The organism is Leifsonia sp. L25 (assembly GCF_050632895.1).
Genome location: NZ_JBODRZ010000002.1, coordinates 516,662 through 541,357, shown reverse-complemented (window position 1 = coordinate 541,357; position 24,696 = coordinate 516,662). Strand labels below are relative to the sequence as shown.

The 24,696-nt window shown below is 70.8% G+C and carries 21 protein-coding genes, 2 tRNA genes and 4 pseudogenes; 21 read left to right on the top strand and 6 right to left on the bottom strand.

Features of this window, described 5'->3' with window-relative positions:
- The first annotated feature begins 40 nt into the window (after positions 1–40).
- On the top strand, positions 41–724 hold the full coding sequence (locus ACRAWC_RS03565; protein ID WP_431346505.1) for a DsbA family oxidoreductase: 684 nt from the start codon (positions 41–43) through the stop codon (positions 722–724).
- A gap of 142 nt (positions 725–866) precedes the next feature.
- Here ACRAWC_RS03565 and ACRAWC_RS03560 read toward each other — a convergent pair whose 3' ends face one another.
- Together ACRAWC_RS03560 and ACRAWC_RS03555 are read right to left on the bottom strand one after the other, a co-directional pair.
- On the bottom strand, positions 867–1,697 hold the full coding sequence (locus ACRAWC_RS03560) for a DUF559 domain-containing protein (protein ID WP_431346504.1): 831 nt from the start codon (positions 1,695–1,697) through the stop codon (positions 867–869).
- A 220-nt stretch (positions 1,698–1,917) separates the two neighbouring features.
- Positions 1,918–2,415, bottom strand: a complete 498-nt coding sequence (locus ACRAWC_RS03555; RefSeq protein ID WP_431346503.1) for an aminoacyl-tRNA deacylase — start codon at positions 2,413–2,415, stop codon at positions 1,918–1,920.
- A gap of 33 nt (positions 2,416–2,448) precedes the next feature.
- Here ACRAWC_RS03555 and dusB point away from each other — a divergent pair, with 33 nt between their 5' ends.
- The 17 genes and pseudogenes from dusB (at position 2,449) to ACRAWC_RS03470 (ending at position 19,489) form a co-directional block, all read left to right on the top strand.
- Positions 2,449–3,651, top strand: a complete 1,203-nt coding sequence (gene dusB / locus ACRAWC_RS03550) for a tRNA dihydrouridine synthase DusB (protein WP_431346502.1) — start codon at positions 2,449–2,451, stop codon at positions 3,649–3,651.
- Complete coding sequence (locus tag ACRAWC_RS03545; RefSeq protein WP_431346501.1) at positions 3,641–4,921, top strand: deoxyguanosinetriphosphate triphosphohydrolase; 1,281 nt, start codon at positions 3,641–3,643, stop codon at positions 4,919–4,921. Before dusB ends, ACRAWC_RS03545 begins: the two co-directional genes overlap by 11 nt.
- Before the next feature lie 75 nt (positions 4,922–4,996).
- The gene (locus tag ACRAWC_RS03540) at positions 4,997–6,073 is read left to right on the top strand and encodes a DUF4282 domain-containing protein (RefSeq protein WP_431346500.1); all 1,077 of its coding nucleotides are present in this window, start codon (positions 4,997–4,999) and stop codon (positions 6,071–6,073) included.
- 10 nt (positions 6,074–6,083) lie between these two features.
- Complete coding sequence (gene dnaG / locus ACRAWC_RS03535) at positions 6,084–7,976, top strand: DNA primase (protein ID WP_431346499.1); 1,893 nt, start codon at positions 6,084–6,086, stop codon at positions 7,974–7,976.
- A 226-nt stretch (positions 7,977–8,202) separates the two neighbouring features.
- Positions 8,203–9,835 (top strand): annotated as a pseudogene (locus ACRAWC_RS03530) (ABC transporter substrate-binding protein).
- An 81-nt stretch (positions 9,836–9,916) separates the two neighbouring features.
- Positions 9,917–11,014 carry an ABC transporter permease gene (locus tag ACRAWC_RS03525; protein ID WP_431346498.1) on the top strand — a complete coding sequence of 366 codons (1,098 nt, stop codon included), beginning with the start codon at positions 9,917–9,919 and terminating at the stop codon, positions 11,012–11,014.
- Between the two features lies 1 nt (position 11,015).
- The gene (locus ACRAWC_RS03520) at positions 11,016–12,071 is read left to right on the top strand and encodes an ABC transporter permease (RefSeq protein WP_431346497.1); all 1,056 of its coding nucleotides are present in this window, start codon (positions 11,016–11,018) and stop codon (positions 12,069–12,071) included.
- Positions 12,068–13,755: pseudogene (locus ACRAWC_RS03515) on the top strand (dipeptide ABC transporter ATP-binding protein). The gene ACRAWC_RS03520 and the pseudogene ACRAWC_RS03515 overlap by 4 nt, the downstream one beginning before the upstream one ends.
- A gap of 10 nt (positions 13,756–13,765) precedes the next feature.
- Complete coding sequence (locus tag ACRAWC_RS03510; RefSeq protein ID WP_431346496.1) at positions 13,766–14,317, top strand: ATP-binding cassette domain-containing protein; 552 nt, start codon at positions 13,766–13,768, stop codon at positions 14,315–14,317.
- The gene (locus ACRAWC_RS03505) at positions 14,209–14,613 is read left to right on the top strand and encodes an ATP-binding cassette domain-containing protein (protein WP_431346495.1); all 405 of its coding nucleotides are present in this window, start codon (positions 14,209–14,211) and stop codon (positions 14,611–14,613) included. Before ACRAWC_RS03510 ends, ACRAWC_RS03505 begins: the two co-directional genes overlap by 109 nt.
- A gap of 19 nt (positions 14,614–14,632) precedes the next feature.
- A complete protein-coding gene (locus ACRAWC_RS03500; RefSeq protein ID WP_431346494.1) occupies positions 14,633–15,634 on the top strand; it encodes a D-isomer specific 2-hydroxyacid dehydrogenase family protein in 1,002 nt (333 codons plus the stop codon).
- Positions 15,635–15,712: 78 nt separating this feature from the next.
- A tRNA-Asn gene (locus tag ACRAWC_RS03495) sits at positions 15,713–15,785 on the top strand.
- Positions 15,786–15,921: 136 nt separating this feature from the next.
- Positions 15,922–16,125 (top strand): hypothetical protein, encoded by a 204-nt coding sequence (locus ACRAWC_RS03490; protein ID WP_431346493.1) that lies wholly within the window; start codon positions 15,922–15,924, stop codon positions 16,123–16,125.
- Positions 16,126–16,228: 103 nt separating this feature from the next.
- Positions 16,229–17,419, top strand: coding sequence for a histidine kinase (locus ACRAWC_RS03485; protein ID WP_431346492.1), 1,191 nt, complete (start codon positions 16,229–16,231; stop codon positions 17,417–17,419).
- Positions 17,416–18,078 carry a response regulator gene (locus tag ACRAWC_RS03480; protein WP_431346491.1) on the top strand — a complete coding sequence of 221 codons (663 nt, stop codon included), beginning with the start codon at positions 17,416–17,418 and terminating at the stop codon, positions 18,076–18,078. The genes ACRAWC_RS03485 and ACRAWC_RS03480 overlap by 4 nt, the downstream gene beginning before the upstream one ends.
- 121 nt (positions 18,079–18,199) lie before the next feature.
- Complete coding sequence (locus ACRAWC_RS03475; RefSeq protein WP_431346490.1) at positions 18,200–18,517, top strand: hypothetical protein; 318 nt, start codon at positions 18,200–18,202, stop codon at positions 18,515–18,517.
- 96 nt (positions 18,518–18,613) lie between these two features.
- On the top strand, positions 18,614–19,489 hold the full coding sequence (locus tag ACRAWC_RS03470) for a sensor histidine kinase (RefSeq protein ID WP_431346489.1): 876 nt from the start codon (positions 18,614–18,616) through the stop codon (positions 19,487–19,489).
- A gap of 24 nt (positions 19,490–19,513) precedes the next feature.
- Here ACRAWC_RS03470 and def read toward each other — a convergent pair whose 3' ends face one another.
- A complete protein-coding gene (gene def, locus ACRAWC_RS03465) occupies positions 19,514–20,080 on the bottom strand; it encodes a peptide deformylase (protein WP_431346488.1) in 567 nt (188 codons plus the stop codon).
- 40 nt (positions 20,081–20,120) lie between these two features.
- On the opposite strand from def, the gene ACRAWC_RS03460 reads away from it, so the two are divergent.
- The 3 genes from ACRAWC_RS03460 (at position 20,121) to ACRAWC_RS03450 (ending at position 22,519) form a co-directional block, all read left to right on the top strand.
- A complete protein-coding gene (locus ACRAWC_RS03460) occupies positions 20,121–21,086 on the top strand; it encodes a DMT family transporter (protein ID WP_431346487.1) in 966 nt (321 codons plus the stop codon).
- A 146-nt stretch (positions 21,087–21,232) separates the two neighbouring features.
- On the top strand, positions 21,233–22,429 hold the full coding sequence (locus ACRAWC_RS03455; protein ID WP_431346486.1) for a glycosyltransferase: 1,197 nt from the start codon (positions 21,233–21,235) through the stop codon (positions 22,427–22,429).
- Between the two features lie 16 nt (positions 22,430–22,445).
- Positions 22,446–22,519 (top strand) — tRNA-Ile (locus ACRAWC_RS03450).
- Between the two features lie 7 nt (positions 22,520–22,526).
- Here the strand turns inward: ACRAWC_RS03450 and ACRAWC_RS03445 are convergent.
- From ACRAWC_RS03445 to ACRAWC_RS03435, 3 genes and pseudogenes are all read right to left on the bottom strand, one after another.
- Positions 22,527–22,991 (bottom strand): FG-GAP repeat domain-containing protein, encoded by a 465-nt coding sequence (locus ACRAWC_RS03445; protein ID WP_431346485.1) that lies wholly within the window; start codon positions 22,989–22,991, stop codon positions 22,527–22,529.
- Between the two features lie 3 nt (positions 22,992–22,994).
- Positions 22,995–23,219, bottom strand: a pseudogene (locus ACRAWC_RS03440) (FG-GAP repeat domain-containing protein); the annotation flags it as partial.
- A 278-nt stretch (positions 23,220–23,497) separates the two neighbouring features.
- Positions 23,498–24,049: pseudogene (locus tag ACRAWC_RS03435) on the bottom strand (hypothetical protein); the annotation flags it as partial.
- Positions 24,050–24,696 lie beyond the last annotated feature (647 nt).

Below are 24,696 nucleotides of genomic sequence, written 5' to 3'. Positions count from 1 at the left end.
ACCGGAATAACTGCACGGCTGCAGCCTGTTGACCCCTGATGTGAGCGAACCCATCAAGATCGACATCTGGTCCGACATCGCGTGCCCCTGGTGCTACATCGGCAAGCGCAAGTTCGAGAACGGCAGCGCGACGTTCGCCGGCGCCGGCGAGGGCCGAGCAGTGGAGGTGGAGTATCACTCCTTCGAGCTGTCGCCGGACACCCCGGTGGACTTCGACGGCAGCGAGGTGGATTTCCTCGCCGGGCACAAGGGCATCCCCGCGGAGCAGGTGCACCAGATGCTCGATCGCGTGACCGGGATCGCCGCCTCTGTCGGCCTCGATTACGACTTCGACGCCCTCCAGCACACCAACACGGTGAAGGCGCACGAACTCCTGCATTTCGCCAAGGCGCAGGGCAAGCAGCTCGAGCTGGCCGAGCGACTCTTCCAGGCCTACTTCATCGAGGGCGGCCACGTCGGCCGCACCGACTCGCTCGCCGACCTGGCCGAGTCGGTCGGCCTCGACCGGGACGCAGCGCTGGCGGCCATGGAGTCGGGCGAGTACCTGGAGGCAGTGCGTGACGACCAGCGCACCGCGGGCGAATACGGCATCAACGGCGTCCCGTTCTTCGTCATCGACGGCAAGTACGGCGTCTCCGGCGCACAGGACGCGACGACGTTCGCGCAGGTGCTCGAGCAGGTCTGGACCGAGCGCGCCACCGCGCCCGCCGAGGCGAGCGCGTGAGCGCCGCGGACGGGAGCACGCCCGCGCCGCGCCCGCTGCTCACGCCACTCGGCGACCCGACGGCCGCCGCGTGCGACGGCGACTCCTGCGAGCTCCCGGCTTAACCAACGCACAGGGGTCGCAACACGCCGCTATGCCTGTGTCATAGCGGCGTGTTGCGACCCCTGTCGGCGAGCGCCGCGCGCACGCGTGCCACGGCGACGGCCGCGCCGTTGGAGAGGTGCGAGCGGTTGATGCGCACGATGCACCAGCCGGCGGCCTCGAGCGCCCAGATCCGGTCGACGTCGCCGAAATACTGGCGGGCGTCGGTGCGGTGCTGATCGCCGTCGTACTCGACGACGACCCGATGCTGCACGTACACGAGATCGCCGTGCAACTCGACGCCCGATCCGACCTGGATCGGGCGATTCACGACGGGCTCCGGAAGGCCGCCGTCGATCAGCGCGAGTCGGAGCAGCGTCTCCATCGGGGAGTCAGTATCCGCACGCACGTGCGCGATCGCAGCACGGAGCCTGGCTACGCCCGGTCGATTCCACGCCTCGAGTGCGGTGGCTCTCAGACGCGAAACGCTCGAGAGCGGGTCCTGTCGGCGCACGCAGGAGTCGCCGGCCATGATGAGTTCCTCGATGGTCAGCTCTGCGGCGAGTTGGCACAGCACCTCCTCGACCTCGGGCACCCGCAAGCCGAGGTGGATGCGGACGTGCTCGGCGGACAGCCTGGACTTGTGGCCCACTACTCCCTCGCCGCGTGGCGCCCGACGACCATCCAACGCGGCGACATGAAGGTCGGACGACTCGCGTATCCGCCGCGGGACCGTCAGCCCGTAGATCCTCGCCGCTGTTTCATGACTGAAGCACTGGGTGCGCGGCATGACTGCCCGATACGCGACGCACTGCGAACGGAATCCGCCGTCGAACTCGGCTCGCGGCACCCGCGCGCCGTGGAAGGGCGCGACCAGGTCCGACCGGCGCATACGCGCGGATGAGACGCCCGCTGCCGTCGCCGCCGACGCGGAGAACGCGGGCGAGCGCAGAATGGGTGGAAGCGGTTCAGGGCGTCGCATCCCCAAACCCTCCCAGAGGCTCCCGCTCGATCCCGCGTTATCCACAACCCGCGCGTGCGAGAGGGGCGCAACACGCCGCTTACCCTCCGGGTTAGCGGCGTGTTGCGACCCCTGTTCGGAGGGAAGGCCGCTATTCGGGGTCGGTGATGTCGGCGAGCGTGGCGGCGAAGCCGGAGAGAAGCGCGTCGGCGTCGACGAACAGCGAGTAGCCGTGCTCGCCTGCGCCCATCGAGACGGTGCGGCCCGCGATGGTGGTGTCGGCGACGACGGGCCACGCGGTCGTGCTGCCGAATGGCGTGATGGTCCCGCGCTCGTAGCCGGTCGCGGCGAACGCCACCGACGCGTCCGGGAGCTGCAGCTTGTTGACGTGGAGGACGGCGCGCAGCTTCGGCCAGGAGATCTTGCGGCCTCCCGGCACCAGCGCGAACACGAAGGTGTCGTCACTGCGCTTGACCACGAGCGACTTGACGATGTCGCCCGGCTCGATCCCGAGCAGCGACGCGGCCTCCTCCAGGCTCCGGGCAGCGGGCCGTTCGACGATCCGCACGGGGATGCCGCGAGCCCGGGCATCCTCCTCCACACGACGGCGTCCGCCGCCGGTTTCCACAGCTTCGGGGCTCTCGGCCATGTATCAGCACGCTTTCTGGGAGAATCGATGCAGATGTCTACTACCGCAACCCTAGCTCCCCGCACGGAGACGAGTCCCAGGCTGGCCATCGGCCCGCTGACGCTCGACGTGCCGGTCGTCCTCGCGCCCATGGCGGGGATCACGAACACCGCCTTCCGCCGGCTCTGCCGCGAGTTCGGCGCCGGGCTCTACGTGAGCGAGATGATCACCTCCCGGGCCCTGGTCGAGCGCACCCCCGAGTCGCTGCGCCTCATCACCCACCACGAGTCGGAGACGCCGCGCAGCATCCAGCTCTACGGCGTCGACCCCAAGACCGTCCGGGAGGCCGTCACGATGCTCGTCGCGGAGGATCGCGCCGACCACATCGACCTCAACTTCGGCTGCCCGGTGCCCAAGGTCACCCGCAAGGGCGGCGGCGCCGCGCTGCCGTGGAAGCTCCAGCACTTCCGGGAGATCGTGGAGGGCGCCGTCACGGCGGCCGGCGACATCCCGTTGACCGTCAAGATGCGCAAGGGCATCGACAGCGACCACCTCACCTACCTCGAGGCAGGCAAGGCCGCGGAGGGCGCCGGCGTCGCCTCGATCGCGCTGCACGCGCGCACAGCGGCGGAGTTCTACTCGGGTCACGCGGACTGGTCCGCGATCGCGAAGCTCAAGGAGACGATCACCGGCACGCCGGTCCTCGGCAACGGCGACATCTGGTCTGCCGCCGACGCGATCCGCATGGTGGATGAGACCGGCTGCGACGGCGTCGTGGTCGGCCGCGGCTGCCTCGGCCGGCCGTGGCTGTTCGGCGACCTGGCGGCGGCGTTCCGCGCCCGCGCAGGGGAGATCACCGCCGAGGAGGCTGCGCTCGCGCAGGCCCGCCCGACACTCGGCCAGGTGGCGGCGACGTTCCGCCGGCACGCCGAGCTGCTGGTCGAGTTCTTCGACAGCGAGGAGCGCGGCTGCCGCGACATCCGCAAGCACGTCGCCTGGTACTTCAAGGGCTACCCGGTCGGCGGCGACCTGCGCGCGAGCCTCGCGACCGTCGACACGCTCGCGCATCTCGACGACCTCCTGGCCACTCTCGACTGGAGCCAGGAATACCCGGGCGAGGCGGCGGAGGGCCAGCGCGGCCGTGCCGGCTCGCCCAAGCGTCCCGCGCTTCCCGAGGGCTGGCTCGACAGCCGCGAGCTGGCGGGCAGCGCGCGGGCGGAGGTCGCCGAGGCGGAGGTGCACAACAGTGGCGGATAGTGCGGCAACGACGCTCGACAGCGTCCCGGCCGACGGCTACAGCGAGCGCGACCGGGAGCGCTGGCTCCCCGAGCATCACTCGAGCCGTCGCAGCGACTTCGCGCGCGACCGGGCCCGTCTGCTGCACTCGAGCGCGCTGCGGCGGCTGGCGGCCAAGACTCAGGTGCTCAGCCCCACTGCCGGTCTCGACTTCGCGCGCAACCGGCTGACGCACTCCCTGGAGGTCGCCCAGGTGGGCCGCGAGCTCGCGGCGAGCCTCGGGCTCGACCCCGACATCGTCGACACCGCGTGCCTGGCGCACGACATCGGCCACCCGCCGTTCGGGCACAACGGCGAGCGCGCGCTCAACGCCTGGGCGGAGGACATCGGCGGATTCGAGGGCAACGCCCAGACGCTGCGGCTGCTCACCCGACTGGAGCCCAAGGTGTTCGGCCGCGACGGCCGCCCGTACGGACTGAACCTCACCCGCGCCAGCCTCGACGCGAGCTGCAAGTACCCGTGGCCGGAGACCAGCTCGGTCGCCGACCCGAGCGGGCGCGCCAAGTTCGGCTTCTACGCCGACGACCACGCGGTGTTCGAGTGGATGCGGGACGGCTCTCCCGAACGGCAGCGCTGCATCGAGGCGCAGGTGATGGACCTGTCCGACGACATCGCCTACTCCGTGCACGACTTCGAGGACGCCGTGGTCAACGGGTATATCGACGTCGCGGCGCTCGGCAGCCGCGTCGACCACGACGACCTGGTCCGGTCGATGTACGAGTGGGTGGGCGGCGAGTTCAGCCACGACGAGCTGATCGCGGCATTCGACCGGCTCGACAGTCTGGAGATCTGGCTCGACCGCTGGGACGGCTCCCGGCGCGCGCAGGCACACCTGAAGAACCTCACCAGCCAGCTCATCGGCAGGTTCGCCCATGCCGCGGTGCACGAGACGAAGCACCGCGCAGGCGGGGTCGAGCTGCGCCGGTTCGGCGCCGACGTCGTCGTGCCGGCCGCCATCCGCGCGGAGATCGCCGTGCTGAAGGGCATCGTGGCCACGTTCGTGATGTCGCGCAACACGCGCCAGCCGATCTACGCGCAGCAGCGCCAGGTGCTGATGGCGCTGGCCGACGTGCTGCTCTCCCGCGGGCCGGAGGAGCTGGACCCGGGATTCCAGGAGGACTGGCGCCTCGCGACCGGCGACGCGGAGCGCAAGCGCGTGGTCGTCGACCAGGTGGCCAGCCTGACCGACCAGTCGGCGCTGAGTTGGTTCGAGCGGCTCGTGCAGCACTGATCCGGCGCGCCGGGCACGGGCTTGAATCGTCGGCCCGTGTGCAGAATGCTTGAGGAACGGCGAAGGAGGAGACGCATGAGCAGCCCACAGCCCCCGGCGGACGGCGACCGGCCCACGGAGGCCGAGCCCGGCGCGGCGGAGCCGTCGAGCACTGCGGGGCCGTCGCGCGCGCCCGTGAAGCGCACGCCGTCCCCGCGCAAGCGCACCCCGAAGAGCACCTCGATCTCGCCGAACGGCGAGGCCCCGGAGATCCTCGACGCCATGCTCGGCAAGGCAGCGACCGAGGACACGGTCGAGGCCACGGCGCCCGCGAAACCGGCGACGCCCCGGCGTCGCACGGCCGCGTCGCGCAGCAAGGCGGCCACGGCGCCCGACACCTCCACCTCGCCGGCGGAGCCTCCCGTCGAGGCCGCGGCCGAACCGCCCGAGACGGAGCCCGCGACCGCGGTCCTCCCGACCGCGGACGACTTCTACCGCACGGGGACCGCCGAGACCGAGATCCTCAGTCCGGCCGAGGAACCGGCGCCCACGGGGCCGCGCACCACAGACTCCGAGACCACGGACTCCGAGACCACGGACTCCGAGACCACGGACTCCGACACCACCGAGATCCTGCCGGCGTCGCCCGCCGCCGAGCCGGTGCCCGTCGGCGCGGTCGCGGAGGACTTTCCGGTCGACGCCACCGCGGCGGCCACGGCCGCGTCCGGCATCGCGCACGCGAACGGCGCTCCCGCCGGCGAGGACGCCCCGCCGTCTCCGGCCGCCGGCCCGCACGCTCCGCGCCCCGGCCGCAGCGTGAACGCGCTCGCCGACCGCCTGGACGACTCGCGGTTCTTCTCGTCGCTGTTCGACTTCACCTTCACGAGCTACGTGACCCGCAGGCTCGCCGGTCCCGTCTACGTGGTCGGGCTCGTCCTGATCGGCCTCGGGATCGTCGTGGGCTTCGCCAACAGCCTCGGCATCGCGATCGCGACCCGGTCCCCGGCCGGCGCGTTCGTGTTCCTGCTGGGCATCCTGGTGACGCTCGTGGCCGCAATCCTGAGCGTGCTGCTGCTGCGGGTGACGATCGAGGTCTTCTGCGCGATCATCGAGATCGCCCAGAATACGCGGCGCCGGCGCCCCCGCGCGACTGACGTCGGCCGCGCTCACTAGAATCGACTGCATGGCAGGCCGGATTCGACAGAGCGACATCGAAGAGGTCAAGGCCCGCACCAACATCGCCGACATCATCGGCGACTACGTCAGCCTGAAACCGGGCGGCGTCGGCTCGCTCAAGGGCCTGTGCCCGTTCCACGACGAGAAGAGCCCCAGCTTCAACGTCCGTCCCGGTGTCGGCCGTTACCACTGCTTCGGCTGCGGCGAGGGCGGCGACGTGTACGCGTTCCTGGTGAAGCTCGACCACGTGTCCTTCACCGAGGCCGTCGAGCGGCTGGCCGGCAGGATCGGCTACCAGCTCCACTACGAGGAGGGCGGGGGAGGGCCGAGCGAGTCGAGTGGCAACCGTGCCAGGCTGCTGGCCGCGAACAACGCAGCCGAGGAGTTCTTCCGCGAGCGGCTGGCCGCGCCCGATGCGGATCCCGGCCGCCGGTTCCTTGGCGAGCGCGGCTTCGACGCCGCGTCTGCCGCTCACTTCGGCGTCGGCTTCGCCCCGAAGAGCTGGGACGAGCTCACCAAGCACCTGCGCGGCAAGGGCTTCACCCCCGACGAGCTTCTGGCCGCGGGTCTCGTGTCGCAGCGCGACCGTGGCGTCTACGACCGGTTCCGTGGCCGCCTGGTCTGGCCGATCCGCGACGTGACCGGGCAGACGATCGGCTTCGGCGCCCGGCGGCTGCTGGAGGACGACAACGGCCCGAAGTACCTGAACACCCCTGAGACCGCGGTCTACAGGAAGGCGCAGGTGCTGTACGGCCTCGACCTCGCCAAGCGGGACATCTCCCGCAGCGACCAGGTGGTGATCGTGGAGGGCTACACCGACGTGATGGCCTGCCATCTCGCGGGCATCACGACCGCGGTCGCCACGTGCGGCACGGCGTTCGGCGTCGACCACATCAAGGTCATCCGCCGCATCATGGGCGACGACAACAGCAGCGGCTCGGTCATCTTCACCTTCGACCCCGACGCGGCGGGTCAGAAGGCCGCCGCCCGGGCTTTCGGCGAGGAGCAGCGCTTCTCGGCCCAGACCTACGTGGCCGTCGGCCCGGACGGGCTCGACCCGTGCGACCTCCGGCTCTCCGGCGGCGACGAGGCGGTGCGCCGGATGATCGACGCCCGCAAGCCGATGTTCGAGTTCATGATCCGGCAGGTGGTCGAACGCTTCGACCTCGACACGGTGGAGGGCCGCACGGCCGCGCTCCGTGCCGGGGCGCCGATCGTGGCGACCATTCGCGATCCCGCGTCGCAGAACGGCTACACGCGCGAACTCGCCAGGCTCTCCGGCGCCGACCTGCAGGACACTCTGCGCGCCGTGCGGTCGGCCCCGCGCAGCACGCGTGGAGAGCAGCGCAGCGGACGCGGCGACGGCTCGAGGCAGAGCGCCCGCGACGGCGAGGCCCAGCAGTACCAGCAGCCCACTCCCGAGGCTCCCGCCCCCATCCGCGAGGTCGACCCCGGCGACCCGACCCAGCGCACCGAGCGCGAGAGCCTCATGGTCCTGCTCCAGTTCCCCGCCGAGGTCGGCGCCGAGCGCGCCGCCCGCGTCGTGCAGGTGCCGTTCGTGAACCCGACCCACGCGGTCGTCCGCGACGCCATCGCCGCCCAGCTCCCGTCCATCGCCGACCCGGGCTGGGTGGACCGCATCCTCGCCGAGGTGCCCCAGGTCTACGCGCCGACCGTGAACGCCCTCGCCGTCGGCGCCCTGCCGCAGACCGGGACCGACGTCGGCCGCTACGCCCGGTCCATCCTGGACGGCCTGATCGACCGCGACCTGCTGCGCGAGAAGGCCGAGCTGACCTCACGCCTGGCGCGCACCGACCCGCAGAACGCCGAGCTGCGGCGGTCGCTCCAGGTGGCTCTGGCGTCGATCGATCGCGAGCGGATGCGGCTGCGCGGCGAATAGCGCGGCACAATAGATCATGCCCACGTTCCAACGCTGGAATTCGTAGCAGTGTGCGCAAATGCGCGCGGAATTGTTGCGCCGATGTAAAGATTGCGCCGCGATCCGCGACAACATGCTCACTCGACGCGGCTTTCATGCTAGGACTGTGGCTACGCGATTCGACGACGAAGCGCTCGCGTGCGCTCCGCCGGATCAGTGACCCCCACCAAGGAAGAGGTAATCGGATATGAGATCCGTAAAGATCGGCGGACGGCGCCTGTTCGCCGTGTCGGCCGCATTCGCGGCCGCGGCGCTGGTGCTCGCGGGCTGCTCGGGGAGCAACAACAGCTCCGGTGGCGGCGGCGGAACGCTGACCATCGGCACGACCGACAAGATCACGTCGATCGACCCGGCCGGCTCCTACGACAACGGCTCGTTCGCCGTGATGAACCAGGTGTACCCGTTCCTGCTGAACTCGCCGTACGGCAGCCCGGACGTCAAGCCGGACATCGCCGCCAGCGCGGCCTTCACGTCGCCCACCGAGTACACCGTGAAGCTGAAGCCGAACCTGAAGTTCGCGAACGGTCACGCGCTGACCTCCGAGGACGTCAAGTTCACCTTCGACCGCCAGCTCAAGATCAACGACCCCAACGGTCCTGCGTCGCTGCTCGGCAACCTCGACAGCGTGAGCACCCCGGACAAGACGACCGCGGTCTTCAAGCTCAAGGTGCCGAACGACCAGACCTTCCCGCAGGTGCTCTCCAGCCCCGCCGGCCCGATCGTCGACCACCAGGTCTTCTCGGCCGACAAGGTCACCCCGGACAACACCATCGTCAAGGGTCACGCGTTCGCCGGTCAGTACGACATCACGAGCTACGACTTCAACAACCTCATCGCGTACAAGGCGAACCCGAACTACCAGGGGCTGCTCGGCAAGCCGGCCACGGACAAGGTCAACGTCAAGTACTACGCGGAGTCGTCGAACCTGAAGCTCGACATCCAGAAGGGCGCGATCGACGTCGCGTACCGCAGCCTGTCGGCGACCGACATCCAGAGCCTCGGCACGGACAAGAACGTCAAGGTCGTCAAGGGCCCGGGTGGTGAGATCCGCTACATCGTCTGGAACTTCAACACCCAGCCGTTCGGCGCGACGGCCCCGCAGGCCGACCCCAAGAAGGCCCTCGCCGTGCGCCAGGCCGCTGCCGACCTCGTCGACCGCGCGACCATCGCCAAGCAGGTCTACAAGGACACCTACACCCCGCTGTACTCGTACGTCCCGCAGGGCCTGACCGGCGCGACCACCGTGCTGAAGGACCTCTACGGCGACGGCAACGGCGGTCCGAGCCTCGACAAGGCGAAGGCTGCACTCCAGGCCGCCGGCGTGACCACCCCGGTCTCGCTCAACCTGCAGTACAACCCGGACCACTACGGCCCGTCCTCCGGCGACGAGTACGCGCTCGTCAAGGAGCAGCTCGAGAACGGCGGCCTGTTCAAGGTCAACCTGCAGTCCACCGAGTGGGTCCAGTACTCGAAGGACCGCGTCAAGGACCTGTACCCGGCCTACCAGCTCGGCTGGTTCCCGGACTACTCGGACGCGGACAACTACCTGTCGCCGTTCTTCAGCAAGGACAACTTCCTCGCGAACCACTACGACAACCCCGATGGTGCAGCAGCTCATCACGCAGCAGCTCGGCACGACCGACAAGGCCGCCCGCACCAAGCTCATCGAGCAGATCCAGGCCAAGGTGGGCGCCGACCTGTCCACCCTGCCCCTGCTCCAGGGCGCGCAGGTCGCCGTGGTGGGCAAGAACGTGAACGGCACCGACAAGACGCTCGACCCCTCGTTCAAGTTCCGCTACGCAGCCCTCTCGAAGGGCTAGGCCGCACCTCTAGGCCGAACGGGGGCGGCTCGCGTCGTGCGCGAGCCGCCCCCACCCACGAACCACCCACGATTGGCTCCTATGACAGCGACGGTCAGCGGACCCGCGGCGCCCACGGCGCCCGGCCCCGAACGAACCAAAGCGCGTCGGCGAACGGGAGGCGGCCTCGTCCGCTACATCGTCATCCGCGCGCTCCTCATCATCCCGACGATCTTCATCCTCGTCACAGTCGTCTTCTTCCTGATGCGGTCCACGGGCGACCCCATCACGGCAGCACTCGGCGGCAAGCTCCCTCCCGCACAGCTCCAGGAGCGGATCCACCAGGCCGGCTACGACCGGCCGCTGCTCGTGCAGTACTTCGATTACCTCGGGCACCTGCTCCGCGGCGACTTCGGCACGACGTTCACCGACAACCAGCCCGTGACGCAGGTGCTGATCCACTACGGCGCCGCGACGCTCGAACTCGCGTTCTACGCGCTGATCGTGGCGTTCATCGTCGGCATCCCGCTCGGACTGCTCGCGGCGTACTTCCGCGACCACTACGGAGACGCGGCACTGCGCGTGTTCGCCATCCTCTGCTACGCGACGCCGGTGTTCTTCGCCGGCATGGTCCTCAAGCTCGTCTTCTCGATCTGGCTGAACGTGCTCCCCGTCGCGGGCCGCGCCTCCACCAGCTCCGAGATCGAGATGCAGACCCTCCCGAACAAGACCGGCATCTACCTGATCGACGCGTTCCAGACCGGCGACCCGGCCGTGGTCGGCGACGTGCTGCTGCACGCGGTGCTGCCAGCCGTGACGCTCGGCCTGCTGACCGCCGGAATCTTCCTGCGGCTGGTGCGCACGAACGTGATCGGCACGCTCTCCACGGACTACGTGGATGCGGCCCGTTCGCGCGGCGTCAGCGAGAGCCGGCTCGTGCGCAAGCACGCCTACCGGCCGGCGCTGATCCCCATCATCACGGTCATCGGCCTCCAGATCGCGCTGCTGCTCGGCGGCGCGATCCTGACCGAGACGACCTTCGAGTGGAAGGGTCTGGGGTTCCAGCTCGAGCACTACCTGCAGTCGCGCGACTTCGTCGCCGTGCAGGGCATGGTCGTTCTGCTCGCCGTGATCGTCGCGGTCACGAACTTCATCGTCGACATCATCGCGGCGCTCATCGACCCGAGAGTGAGGTATTGAGATGGCCTCGCAGAAGGGCAGCTTCTGGAGCCGGCTTCCCGTCGTGCATCAGCTCCGCCAGTCCGTCGGACTGCAGCGCGGGATGCTCGTCGGCGGTCTCGTGCTCACCGGCCTGTTCATCCTGGTCGCAATCTTCGCCCCGGCGATCGCGCCGTACGGTTTCGCCCAGCTCAAGGACGCGAACGGCCAGTTCGGCTCCCAGATGCCGCCGAGCGCGGCGCACATCTGGGGGACGACCGTCGGCGGCTACGACGTGTTCTCCCGCGTGATCTGGGGCGCGCAGACCGCGATCCTCGTGATCGTCGTCGCCGTCATCCTCTCGATCTTCGCCGGTGTCGTGCTCGGCCTGGTGTCCGGCTACTTCGGCGGCTGGGTCGACCGGGTGGTCGTGGTGATCGCCGACGCGGTCTACGCGTTCCCGTCGCTGCTGCTGGCGATCGTCATGGCGATCGTCATCTCGGGCGGCCAGTCCAGCCTGTGGGGCGGCATCCTCGCCGCCGCCATCTCGATCACGGTGGTCTACATCCCGCAGTACTTCCGGGTGATCCGCTCGGAGGTCGTCCGGATCAAGGCGGAGGCCTACGTCGAGTCGGCGAAGGTCATCGGGGCCAGCAACGGCCGGATCATGTTCCGCCACGTGCTGCGCAACTCCACTCGCACGCTGCCGTTGATCTTCACGCTGAACTCCTCGGAGGCCATCCTGACGCTCGCGGCGCTGGGCTTCCTCGGCTTCGGCATCGAGCCGACCGCCGCCGCCGAGTGGGGCTACGACCTCAACAAGGCGCTGTCCGACGTCACCAGCGGCATCTGGTGGACCTCCATCTACCCGGGTCTGGCGATCGTGCTCGTCGTGCTCGGCATCACCCTGGTGGGCGAGAGCCTCAACGACCTCGCCGACCCGCGCCTGCGCGGCCGGCGCCGCGCCGCCGAGGCGTCGGGCCTGGTCGCCGAGACGTCCGTCGTCCCCGGCGGTCCGCTGGAGGCGGGCCCCGGCGGCATCGACGGCCTGGAGGGCGGAGAGTCGTTCGACGAGCACGGAATCGAGGTCAAGCCATGAGCGACGTCGTCACCATCGACAACCTGTCGGTCACGTTCGCAACCGACGCCGGCGCCGTCAAGGCCGTCGACGATGTCACCCTGCGGGTGTCGCCGGGAGAAGTCCTGGCGATCGTGGGGAGTCCGGTTCGGGCAAGACCGTCACCGCCAAGACCATCCTCGGCCTGCTGCCGGAGACCGCGACCGCCTCGGGCGCCGTGGTGCTGCGCAGCAAGGACGGCGCCACCGAGGCGGACATCGTCTCACTGAGCAAGAAGCAGCTCAGGGAGGTGCGCGGCACCGACGTGGCGATGGTCTTCCAGGAGCCGTCGACCGCGCTGAACCCCGTCTACCAGGTGGGCTGGCAGATCGCGGAGGGCCTGCGCGCGCACGGCAAGCTGTCCAAGAAGGACGCGCAGAAGCAGGCCGTCGACATCCTGCGCCGGGTCGGCATCCCGGAGCCGGAGAAGCGGGTGAAGTACTACCCGCACCAGTTCTCCGGCGGCCAGAAGCAGCGCATCGTGATCGCGATGGCGCTGGTGCTGAACCCCGGGCTGATCGTCGCCGACGAGCCGACCACCGCGCTGGACGTGACCGTGCAGGCCGAGATCCTCGACCTGCTGCGGCGCTGCCGCGACGAGTTCGGCGCGGCCATCGTGCTGATCACGCACAACATGGGCGTGGTCGCCGACCTGGCCGACCGGGTCGCGGTCATGTACCAGGGCAAGGTCGTGGAGGAGGCAGACGCGCGCACGCTGTTCGCCTCGCCGCAGGCCGAGTACACGCGCAAGCTCCTCGCCTCCGTGCCGCGCATCGGCCAGGGCGCCGCGGCGACGCAGGACCGGGCCATCGCCCGGGCCGAGCGCCCCGAGGAGGCTCCGGTGGTCGAGGCGCGCGACCTGCGCATCCAGTACCCCGGCCGCCTCGGCCGCCCCGGGTTCGTGGCGGTCGACGGGGTGAGCTTCGACATCCGCCCGGGGGAGGTGCTCGGCCTGGTGGGCGAGTCCGGATCCGGCAAGACCACAATCGGCCGCGCCATCGCCGGTCTCGGCAAGGTCACCGACGGCTCGCTGAAGGTGCTCGGGATCGAGATGAACGGGGTCAGGGAGCGGCAGTTCCGCAAGGTGCGCAGCGACATCGGCTTCGTGTTCCAGGACCCGGCGTCGAGCTTCAACCCGCTGCTCACGATCGCGGACTGCGTGGCAGAGCCGCTCGTCGTGCACGGCCGGGCGTCCTCGCCTGCCGCCGCGCGCGGCCGGGTGGACGAACTGCTGGAGGCCGTCCAGCTTCCGCGCAGCTACGGCGACCGGTTCCCGCACGAACTCTCCGGCGGCCAGCGGCAGCGGGCGAGCCTCGCGCGCGCCCTCGCCCTGGAGCCGACCCTGCTGATCGCCGACGAGCCGACCTCCGCGCTCGACGTGTCGGTTCAGGCCCGCGTGCTCGAGCTGTTCGCCGACCTGCAGCGGGAGTTCGGCTTCGCCGCGCTGTTCATCAGCCACGACCTGGCCGTCGTCGACCTGCTCGCCGACCGGATCGCGGTGCTGCACCGCGGCAAGCTGGTCGAGGAGGGCACGGGCGCCGAGGTGCTCGGCAACCCGCGAGACGCGTACACGCAGCGGCTGCTGGCCTCCCTGCCGGTGCCGGATCCGGTGGAACAGGCCGACCGGCGGGAGGCGCTGCGCGCTCTCCAAGCCGACAACGCCTAGGGTCGATCATGTGAGCTCCGAACCTGCCATCCTCGTCAGCGACCTGTCCGTCGAATATCCCGCCAGGGGCGTCAGCCCCTCGTGCGTCGCCCTCCGTGGGGTGAGCTTCCGCCTGGAGGCCGGACAATCGCTGGGGATCCTGGGCGAGACGGGTTCGGGAAAGAGCACGCTGGCCGCGGTGCTCGCCGGGCGGGGGCTTCCCCTCCGCTCCGGCGAGCCCGGCCCGCGGATCAGCGGCGGTGATGCGACCGTGCTCGGGCACTCGCTGCGGCACGCCCGCAAGCGCGACCTGGCCGAGGTGACCTTCCACGTCGGCTACCTGCCCCAGGAGGGTGCGGCGTCGCTGGAGCCGTCCCTGTCGGTGCAGGACAACGTCACCCTGCCGATCTTCGAGCGCGACGAGCACTACAACCGCCGGACGGCGGGGAGCGCGCCGCGCTCATGCTGGACACCGTGCACCTGCCGCTCAGCGTGCTCGGCAAGTACCCCTATCAGCTCAGCGCCGGTCAGCGTCAGCGGGTGGCGCTCGCCAAGGCGCTGGTGCTCGGCCCTCAGGTCCTGATCGTGGACGAGCCGACCGCCGGCATCGACGCGACGGTCCGCGACGCGGTGATCGACCTCCTGGCCCAGCTCCGCTCCCACGAGGATTTCACGGCTGTGATCGTCAGCCACGACCTGTCCGTGCTGCGCCGCGCGACGGACGCCTCGCTGGTGTTGCAGGGCGGCCGTCCCATCGCGTACGGGCCGATCGAGGAGGTGCTGGCCGACCCCACCCACCCGTTCGTGCGCGGCCTGGCGGACGCGTTGAAGCCGCCGCAGCGCCGGCGGGAGCGCCGACCGCAGACCGCCGCGAACTGACCGCCCGACAGGAGGAACCATGACCGAGTCCACCCCGCAGCACCGCGCCGTCCTCGCGCCGGGCGGCGTCCCGCTCGCGCCGGGTGAGCGCCCGGAGCCCGGACCCATCGCCGTGCTCCCGAGCGCCGAGCCGTCCTTCGTCGCCGCCGTGGAGGCCGCCGGCGGCACCGTCGAGCCGCTCTCCGACCGCACGCGCGGCGTCGTCTGGCTGTCCAACAAGGATGCCGCGGCCTTCCCGCCGATCCTGGAGGCGCACCCCGGCATCGGGTGGGTTCAGCTCCCGTTCGCGGGAGTGGACGCCTTCTCGGGCATCATCGCGTCCGAGGACCGCCCCGGCCTGATCTGGACCAGCGCGAAGGGCGTCTACGCCCAGCCGGTCGCCGAGCACGCGCTGGCGCTCACCCTGGCGCTGCTGCGCGTGCTGCCGAAGCGGGTGCGGGCGACGTCCTGGTCGACAGTCGAGGAGGGCCGCTCCCTCTACGGCCGGCATGTCGTGATCGTCGGCGCCGGCGGGATCGCGCTGGAGCTGATGGTGCTGCTCGCGCCGTTCGGCGCCCGCGTCACCATCGTGCGCCGCTCGCCGGAGCCCGTGGCCGGCGCCGAGCGAACGGTCGGCTCCGATCGGCTGCTCGACGTCCTCCCGGGCGCCGACGTCGTGGTCATCGCGGCTGCGCTGACCGGCGGGACCCACCACCTGTTCGGCGACGCCGAGTTCGCCGCCATGAAGAAGACCGCCTACCTGGTCAACATCGCACGCGGCGGCCTGGTCGACAGCGACGCGCTGCTGCGCGCCCTCCGCACCGGGGAGATCGCCGGGGCGGGCATCGACGTCACCGATCCGGAGCCGCTGCCCGACGGCCACCCGCTGTGGGACGAGGACGCCTGCCTGATCACGCCGCACCAGGCCGACACGTCCGAGATGGTGGCGCCGCTGCTCGCGGAGCGGGTCCGTGCGAACGTGCGCGCGTTCCTCGGCGACGGCGACTTCGTGGGCCGCGTGGACCCGGCGGCGGGGTACTGACGACGACGCGCGCGGGATGCGGAGCGGATTTCACTCGATGCGCGAAGTCTTGCTAGAGTAGCTTCGCTGATCAAGCATTCCTCGATAGCTCAATTGGCAGAGCAGCCGGCTGTTAACCGGCAGGTTCTTGGTTCGAGTCCAAGTCGGGGAGCGTAAACAGGCGAAGGCCCGGAGATGAAATTCTCCGGGCCTTCGGCGGTTCTCCCGGCCTTCGGTATTTCTCCGGGCGTTGACATGCTCCGAACGGAATACACCCCAATCCGGTCGCGGATCGCTACGATGCGGCCATGAAGCACAGGAAGCGGGACGAGCGGGGCTCCCGGGAGCCGGACGGCTCGGTCGAGGAGTACGAGAACGACGACGACGAACGGCGCGCGTCGCTGGAGCGTGAGGCCGGGTTGACGAGTTTCGGCGGCCCGGCCTTCGGACCGCTCTTCGGGCAGAGCCCCGGCGGCGAGGGGGAGATCTTCGACGCCGAGCACAATCCGTGATCGTTCGCGCGCACTCCCGCCGGAGTCTGCGTAATCCCGGGGAGTAGGGCACAGACTCCCCACGGGGCAGGCCACACCGACGTGCGCTGGCTAGCATGAGGAGATGCCCTGGAACCCGTCCGCCGACTCCCGTCCGAGCGGACCCGGCTGGGGTGACGGCCGCGGCTGGAGCGGTCGCCGACCGCGCGGGACGATCTGGTTCCCGGTGGTCCTGTCCGTCCTGCTGCAGCTCCCGGGCGTCCTCATCGCCGCGCACACTGCGGCGGCCGACCCGCTGACGCTGACGGCCGTCCTCGTCGCGTTCGCGGCGTCGTTCCTGCTGCTGCTCGCCCGGGCGTATCCGGGCCCTGTGCTCGTCGCCATCGCCGCGCTCTGCACTCCGGCCATCGCCCTCACGATGGGACCGCCGCTCGCCGCTGTGCCGCTGGCCTTCGCCGTCGTCGGCGCGGTGGTGCGCTCGGCGCGGGTGTGGGCCTGGTGGACCGTGGCGGGCGTCGCCGTCGTCGGCCCGCTCGGCGCGTACCTGCTGGTGGGACGGCCGGAGGCCGTGATCCGGCCTCTCGTCATCGCGCTGGTGCTCACGCTCCTGGTGGGCGTCGGCGAGGCGATCCGCGGGCGTCGTGAACGCTACCGGGAGGTCTCCCGCCAGATCGCCGCGCGCCGGGAGTCGGCCGCGGAGGCCGAGCGGCTGCGCATCGCGCGCGAACTGCACGACGTGCTCGCGCACTCGCTGTCCCAGATCAGCGTGCAGGCCGGTGTCGGCCTCCACCTGTTCGACAGCCGGCCCGACAAGGCACGGGAGAGCCTGGAAGCGATCAAGGCCGTGAGCAGCCAGGCGTTGGAGGAGGTGCGCGGAGTGCTCGGTTTCCTTCGCACCGAAGGGTACCCGGCCGCGCGGGCCCCGGAGCCGGACCTGGCCCGCATCCCGGTGCTGGTCGAGACCTACCGGCGCGCGGGGCTCGACGTGCGCTACGACGACGCGCTCACGTCGACGCCGTCCGCTGCCTCGCAGCTCGCGCTGTATCGGATCGTGCAGGAGTCCCTGACCAACATCGGCCGGCACGCGCAGGCGCGCACGGTCGACATCCGGCTCGCCGAGGACGGCGGCGAATTCGTGCTCACGATCGCGGATGATGGCCGAGGGCTGCCGGAGGGCGAGACGGACGGCAAGGGGATGATCGGGATGCGCGAGCGCGCCGAGCTGCTCGGCGGCCGGTTCGAGACCCGTGCGACGGAGGGCGGCGGACTGACGGTGGAGGCCCGTATCCCCCTGCGGAAGGCGGAGGACGCATGATCCGGGTGCTGCTGGCGGACGACCAGCGCCTCGTCCGTGCCGGCTTCCGCGCGCTGCTGGAGGCCGAGGACGACCTGGAGGTGGTGGGGGAGGCCGCGACCGGGCGTGAGGCCGTGGACCTCTCGCGGCGCACGCGCCCGGACGTCGTGCTGATGGACATCCGGATGCCGGACGGCGACGGTCTCTGGGCGACCGGCGAACTCACCGCCGACCCGGAGCTCGCGGGCACGCGCATCGTGATGGTGACCACGTTCGAGCTGGACGACTACGTCGCCCAGGCGATCGTCGCCGGCGCGAGCGGCTTCCTGGTGAAGGACACCGAACCGGTGGAGCTGTTGCGCGCGGTGCGCGTCGTGGCCGCGGGCGACGCGCTGCTCTCGCCCGGCGCGACGCGGCGGCTGATCGAGCGCGTGGCGGGCGGACTCCGGCCGGCGCCGGACGCGGAGGCGCTGCGCGAGCTCACCGAGCGCGAGCGGGAGGTGCTGGCGCTGGTGGGCCACGGACTGACCAACACCGAGATCGGCGAACGGCTGTTCCTCAGCCCGCTGACGGCGAAGACGCACGTCTCGCGGATCATGACCAAGCTGGCCGCGCGCGACCGCGTGCACCTCGTCGTGGTCGCCTATGAGACGGGACTGGTGCAACCGGGCCAGCGCTGAACGCCCTGCTCCCGGGGAGTAGGGCAAGTGTCTCCCGGCGGCGGATTCGCCCGAACGGCCGCACGGCGAGGCTGAGAGTGGTTCCGCGAAAGCCGCGGACAGCTCACCGATTGGATGCACCATGTTCAGTTCGCTCGCAGCCGCCGCACCCTGCGCCGTCGTCGCCTGGGGTGGCGGCCCCTGGTTCGGCTGGTGGTGGTTCCTGATCCCGCTCTTCTGGATCGGGATCTTCTTCCTCATCTTCGGCGTCTTCGGCCGTCGCTGGCGTCGGGCCGCCGTCGCGCGCGGAGGCTACGGCTGGGGGCCGAACGGCCCGCAGTCCGGCACGCGTGCCGCCGAGCGGACCCTCGCCGATCGCTACGCCAACGGCGACATCGACGAGAAGGAGTACCGCGCCCGCCTGGAGGTGCTGCGCGCCAACCGCGGCGACGGCTCCTAAGCGTCGCGGGGCCGGAGCGGCCTCCCGGATGCGCGGCCCGGATATGATCGTCCGGGCCGCGCACCAGGCCCGCTCCACCGGCCCGGAAGGACCAGCATGACCCCGCTCGCCACCACCCTCGCAGCCGCCGCACTGGCGGCCGCCGTCGTGTTCGCGGTGCTCTGGCTACTCGAACGGTCCCGCCGGCGCCGAGCGCAGAACGCGCGCGAGGAGCGCGAGTGGGACCGCATCGACCGCGAGCTGGAGCTGGCGGAGCAGGCCGGCCGGTTCCGGATCATCGGCGAACTCGGTGACGTCGCGGTCGCCGCCGTCTCCCGGCTCGTGTCGCAGGCCGAGGGGATGCGCTACGCGGCCGGCGCCGACCCCGAGGCGGCCTCCCGGTCCGCCGCCGCGATCGAGACCTCGGCGCGCGACGCGCTGGCCGACCTCCGCCGCCTCCAGAACGCCGTCGCCGACGGGAGCCGCGAGGTCCTGCCTGCGCCGGGCCTGCATTCCGCGCGCGACCTGTTCCGGGTGATGCGGGAGGCGGGCCTGGAGGTGACGTTCTCCGAGACCGGCGAGCGTTACGAGCTGCGCCAGGGCGCGGAACTCGTCGTCTTCCGCATCCTGCAGACCAGCCTCGGCAACGCGCTGGACCACGGCGGGCCCGGCACGACGGCCCTGGTGACGATGGCGTGGACGCCGGACGGCCTCCACATCACGGTCGACGACGACGGCATCCGCGCCGCCGCCCGGCGCCGCGGGCTCGACCGCGCCGGCGTCGACCAGGCGACCGCCTACAGCGCCGACGACGACCTGCGCGCGGTGACCGAGTTCGTGGAGGGCGCCGACCTCAACGAGCTGCGCGAACGTGCGGCGCTGTTCGGCGGCGTGCTGGACGCCAAGACCGTCCCCGGCGTCGGGTTCTCGCTGTCGGTGGTGTTCCCGGCACTGCGGCACCACAACGGCGTGCACGGGGTGCCGCTGCGCTGAGCGCGACAAGCGGGCAGGGGCCGCTCAGTCCTCCAGGTGATCCCGGCCCGGCAGCCAGCTCAGCCCCGGCACGCCCCACGAGTTCTTGCGCTGCGTCTTCAGCGCGGCCTTGCCGTACGGGTGGGTGAGCCGGTCGACGTAGAGCACGCCGTCCAGGTGGTCGTACTCGTGCTGGAAGATGCGCGCGAGCCAACCGTCGGCGCGGACCGTGAACGGCTCGCCCTCCAGGTCCGTGGCCTCCAGGATGACGCTCTCGGCGCGCCGCAGCGGGAAGCGCTCGCCCGGGAAGGACAGGCATCCCTCCGACTCCGCGTCCTCGTCCGGCTCGCCGACGGCCAGGGGGCTGAGCCACAGCACCGGGTTGATCGCGACGCCGCGCTGCAGGACGTCGTCGTCGTCCGTCCAGCCGTAGACGAACAGTCGTAGGGGCACGCCGACCTGCGGGCCGGCGAGGCCGACGCCGGGCGCCTGGTCCATCGTCTCGAACATGTCGGCGACGAGCGTGCGGAGGTCGTCGTCGAACACCGTCACCTCCGCCGCGCGGGTGTGCAGGACGGGGTCTCCGGTGATCCGGATGGGAAGCACGGCCATTCGGCAAGACTATCGGGATCATGTTGGGTAGGGTCGTGGCGTGGCTACGGAACTGATGGACGCGCTCGAGCTGGCATACCAGCCGAGTCAGCTCCTGGGCATCCCGGTCGCCCTGGTCGGCGCAGTCTTCCTGTCGATCGGCGCCCAGCTGCAGCACCACGGCGTCGCGAAGGTGGAGGCCCAGACGCAGAACGCGAAGGCCGGGCTCAGCGCCCGGCAGCTCGGGCTGCTGCTCGCGCGGCCCTCCTGGGTGATCGGCACGCTGCTGCTCGGACTCGCGGTCGTCTTCCAGCTCGTCAGCCTGAAGCTCTCGCCGATCATCCTGGTGCAGCCGCTCGGCGTGGTCGGCCTCGTCATCACCAGCGTCCTCAACGCGCGGGTGAGCGGCGTGAAGCTCAACCGCCAGTCCGTCGTCGCCATCTCGCTGTGCGTCGGCGGCGTCGGAGCGTTCGTGATCATCGCCGCGATCTTCGCGCGCGACGAACCGGTGACGACCCGGGCGCTCGTGGTCATCCTGATCATCCTCGCCGTCGTCCTCATCGTGTTCGCGCTGCTGTTCTGGTTCCTGCGGCACAAGTTCAAGGCGATCATGTACATCGTCGGCGCCGGCGTCCTCTACGGTTTCGTCGCCACGCTCGCGAAGGTGGTGATCGACCGGACCTCGAACCAGGAGTGGGACTGGTTGCTGGTGCTGTGCATCGTCGCGCTCCTCGCGGCAGCCGGGCTCGGCGCCTACTTCGTCCAGAACGCCTACTCGTCCGGGCCGCCGGATCTGGTCATCGCGGGCCTGACGGTGATCGACCCGCTCGTCGCCGTGACGATCGGCATCGTCGTCCTCAACGAGGCGGCGGGGGCTCCCTGGTGGGCGATGCTCGGCTTCGCGATCACCGGCGCGGTGGCGATCTACGGGGTGTTCCAGCTCGCCAAACACCACCCGCAATCGAACCTCGACGCGCCACTCACCGAGAGGCTTGCCGACCCCGTACGGGAATCCGGCCTAGACTGAAGCGATGAATCGCCGGTCCGACCCGTCCGGCGCGCTCAGACCGTCGCCGGGCGAACAGCCCCGGCCGAAGACCGTGAGGGACTCACCACGTGCCTGATACGAGCGGAACGAACGACATCCCGCCCGCCCCGGCCGCGCATAGGCCGATGACCATCCTCATGGGCTGCGACACCTTCCCGCCGGACGTCAACGGCGCCGCCCGCTTCGCCGAGCGCCTCGCCGCCGGCCTGGTGGAGCGCGGCCACGACATGCACGTCGTCGCGCCCTCGGCGAGCCGCAAGCACGGCACCTGGGTCGAGGAGCACGAGGGCCAGAGGATGACGGCCCACCGCCTGCGGAGCTGGCGCTGGTACCCGCACGACTGGCTGCGCTTCGCGCTGCCGTGGATGAGCAAGGCGAACGCCCGCCGGGTGCTCGACGACGTCAAGCCGGACGTCGTGCACATCCAATCGCACATCGTGGTCGGCCGCGGCCTGGCGTACGAGGCGGAGAAGCGCGGCATCCGCGTGATCGCGACCAACCACGTCATGCCCGAGAACATGATCGAGTTCACGCTGCTGCCGAAGTTCCTGCAGAAGACGTTCATCTCGATCGCCTGGCGCGACGCCCGCAAAAGCTTCGACCGCGCCGAGGCCGTCACCACGCCGACCCGCAAGGCCGCCCAGTTCCTGGAGCGCGCGACCGGTCTGCGCGGCGTCCACGCGATCTCCTGCGGCATCGACGCGCACAACTACACGCCCGACTTCACGCCGCGCAGCGGCAACCGCATCCTCTTCGTCGGCCGGGTGACCGGCGAGAAGCAGATCGACGTCCTGCTGAACGCGATCAAGCTGCTCCCGGAGTCGCTGGACGCCCAGCTCGAGATCGTGGGCGGCGGAGACCAGTTCCGGAACCTGCAGTCCCTCGCCGAGACGCTGGGGATCGCGAACCGGGTGAAGTTCCTCGGCTACGTCACCGACGACGAACTTCGCCAGGCGTACACCCGCGCCTCGGTCTTCGCGATGCCGTCGATCGCCGAGCTGCAGTCCATCGCCACGATGGAGGCGATGGCCTCCGCGCTCCCCGTGGTCGCGGCCGACGCGATGGCTCTCCCGCACCTGGTGCACGACGGCGAGAACGGCCACCTGTTCCGCCCGGGCGACGCGCAGGACCTCGCGGACAAGCTGGAGAGCGTGCTCACCCTCCCGCAGGAGGAGCTCGACGTCCTCAAGAACGCGTCGCTGCGGATTGTGGCGACGCACGACATCCAGACCACGATCAGCACCTTCGAGAGCCTGTATCGTGGGGAGCCGGTGGCCGACCCGGTGACGGCGGCGGCCCCCAGCGTGCCCACCCCGGAGTAGACCGGGGAGGACGCACGGGGCGGTAGCTCAGCTGGTTAGAGCATCGGACTCATAATCCGCCGGTCACGGGTTCAAGTCCCGTCCGCCCTACCGTGGATCAGCCGATCCAGCTCATCGTGTTCCAGCCGGAGCCGACCTGGACCGGGTTGCCCCATCCCGTGTTCCCTGTCGTGGGATACAGGACGAACGCGCCGCTCGATGTCCGGGCCAGGATGTCGTCGTGGCCGTCGCCGTTGAAGTCGCCGACCGAGGCGATGGCCGTCATGATGTTCCAGCCGGAGCCGACGACGATGGGCGCCTTCCAGCCGGAGAAGGTGTGGTCGTAGAGCCAGAGTCGCCCGGTGGAGTCCCTGGCCAGGAGGCCGGGGTTGCCGTCGCCGGTGAAGTTGCGGATGCCGACGATCGCCGTCATGCCGCTCCAGCCCGAGCCGATCGCCTGGCGCGCGAGCCAGCCGCCGTGGCCGTCGCCCGGGTACAGCCAGAGCACGCCGGAGCCGTCGACCGCGAGGATGTCGGGGTTGCCGTCGCCGTTGAAGTCGTGCGCGGCGATGATCCTGGTCATGATGTTCCAGCCGGAGCCGACCACGCGGGGAGTGCCCCAGCCGCTGGCGCCGTTGCCTGGATACAGCCAGAGCGTCCCGGCGGAGTCGCGGGCGAGGACGTCGTTGTGACCGTCACCGTCGAAATCGCCCGGGGAGACCATCGCGGACATTCCGTTCCATCCGGACCCGACCTGGACTCCGGGAGGGCTGAGCCAGCCGCCCGAGCCGTTGCCGCGGTAGAGGTACAGGAATCCGCCGCTGTCGCGGGAGAGTACGTCGGCATGGCCGTCCGAGTTGAAGTCGCCCAGGGTCGGCGGCGTCCAGGGCGTCTGCGGCGCGGCGAGCGCAGCGACCCCGCGGGGGTCCCCAGGCCGGTCGGACCGTCGTAGCCGCCGCTTGCCGTGCAGAGGTACGAAGGGGTGCAGCTCCCGGTGCTCCCGGAGGTCACGTCGTTCAGGGCGGACCTCTGGGCGTAGGGGTAGGAGGCGGGGTAGGTGCCGGCCGCCGGGGTCCCCGCGAGGGCGTACATCGCGGCGATGAGCGGAGAGGCGACGCTCGTCCCTCCGAAGACCTGCCAGGCGGACGTGTACGGGGACGTGCTCGTCGGGGCGAATCCGGCGACGCCGGTCGACGGGTCGGCGACAGCGGAGATGTCGGAGACGGTGCGGGTGCTGCAGCCGGTGTCGCTCTGCCAGGACGGTTTCGGACTGTAGGTGCTGCAGCCGCTGCCGGCGCCGGCCCAGGCGGTCTCGGACCAGCCGCGCGCGGTTCCGGAGGCGGGAGTCAGGCTGGTGCCCCCGACCGCGGCGACGTAGCGCGAGCTCGCGGGGAACTGCGGGTAGCCCGGGCCGTAGCCCGCGTCACCGCTGGCCGCGGTGACGACGACACCGGGATGGTTGTAGTCCGGCTCCCACGGACTGAAGTCGTCGCCGGCGCCGGCCTGCGCTCCGTAGGAGTTGGAGATGAACTGGGCTCCGAGCGACACCGCCGTGTCGACGGCGGGGCCCATGTTGTCGAGGCTGGCGTCATCGGACTCGACCAGCAGGATGCGGCAGGCCGGACACGCGGCGCTCACCATGTCCAGGTCGATGGCGGTCTCCTGATCCCAGCCGTGCGACGGGTCGACACCGGGGTAGTTCGTCCCACCGCGCTGGTCGACCTTGCGGAAGCACCCGTTCGCGGTCGTGCACGCGGGCAGCCCGAACTGCGAGCGATAGGTGGCCAGGTCGGCCTCGGCCGTCGGAGAGTCGAACGCGTCGACGACGGCCACGGTGGCGGCGGCTCCGCCGGTGGAGGGCAGCCCGTACGCGGCGCGGAGGTCGGCGGGCGCGTAGCCGGGCGGGGCGGTGGCCGTCGTCACCGACGGCTGGGCGATGCCGTTGACCGTCTCGGCCAGGCAGGCCACGTGCTTCGGGGCCGGGTCCGCGCAACTGCGCTTGTGCCCGCGACTCGCGAAGTCGGCCGAGGGCGGCTTCGCCGTCGTGGCGTGGGAGGAGCTCGGCGCCGGACTCGGCGAAGGCGCCGGCGTCGCGCTCGTGCGCGCAGTGGACGGAGAGGGAGACCAGCCGCCGTCGCCGCGTCGGGTGCGGTCCCGAGCGAGACTCCGACGACGGCCACCGCGGCGGCTACGGCCAACCGGGCCCAATGTGTGCGCACGCGCTCCTCCTTCTGTGCAGGCATCTCTTGCGAACCGCGCATCGAGTGCGGTCGGCTGCCCGAAGCTAC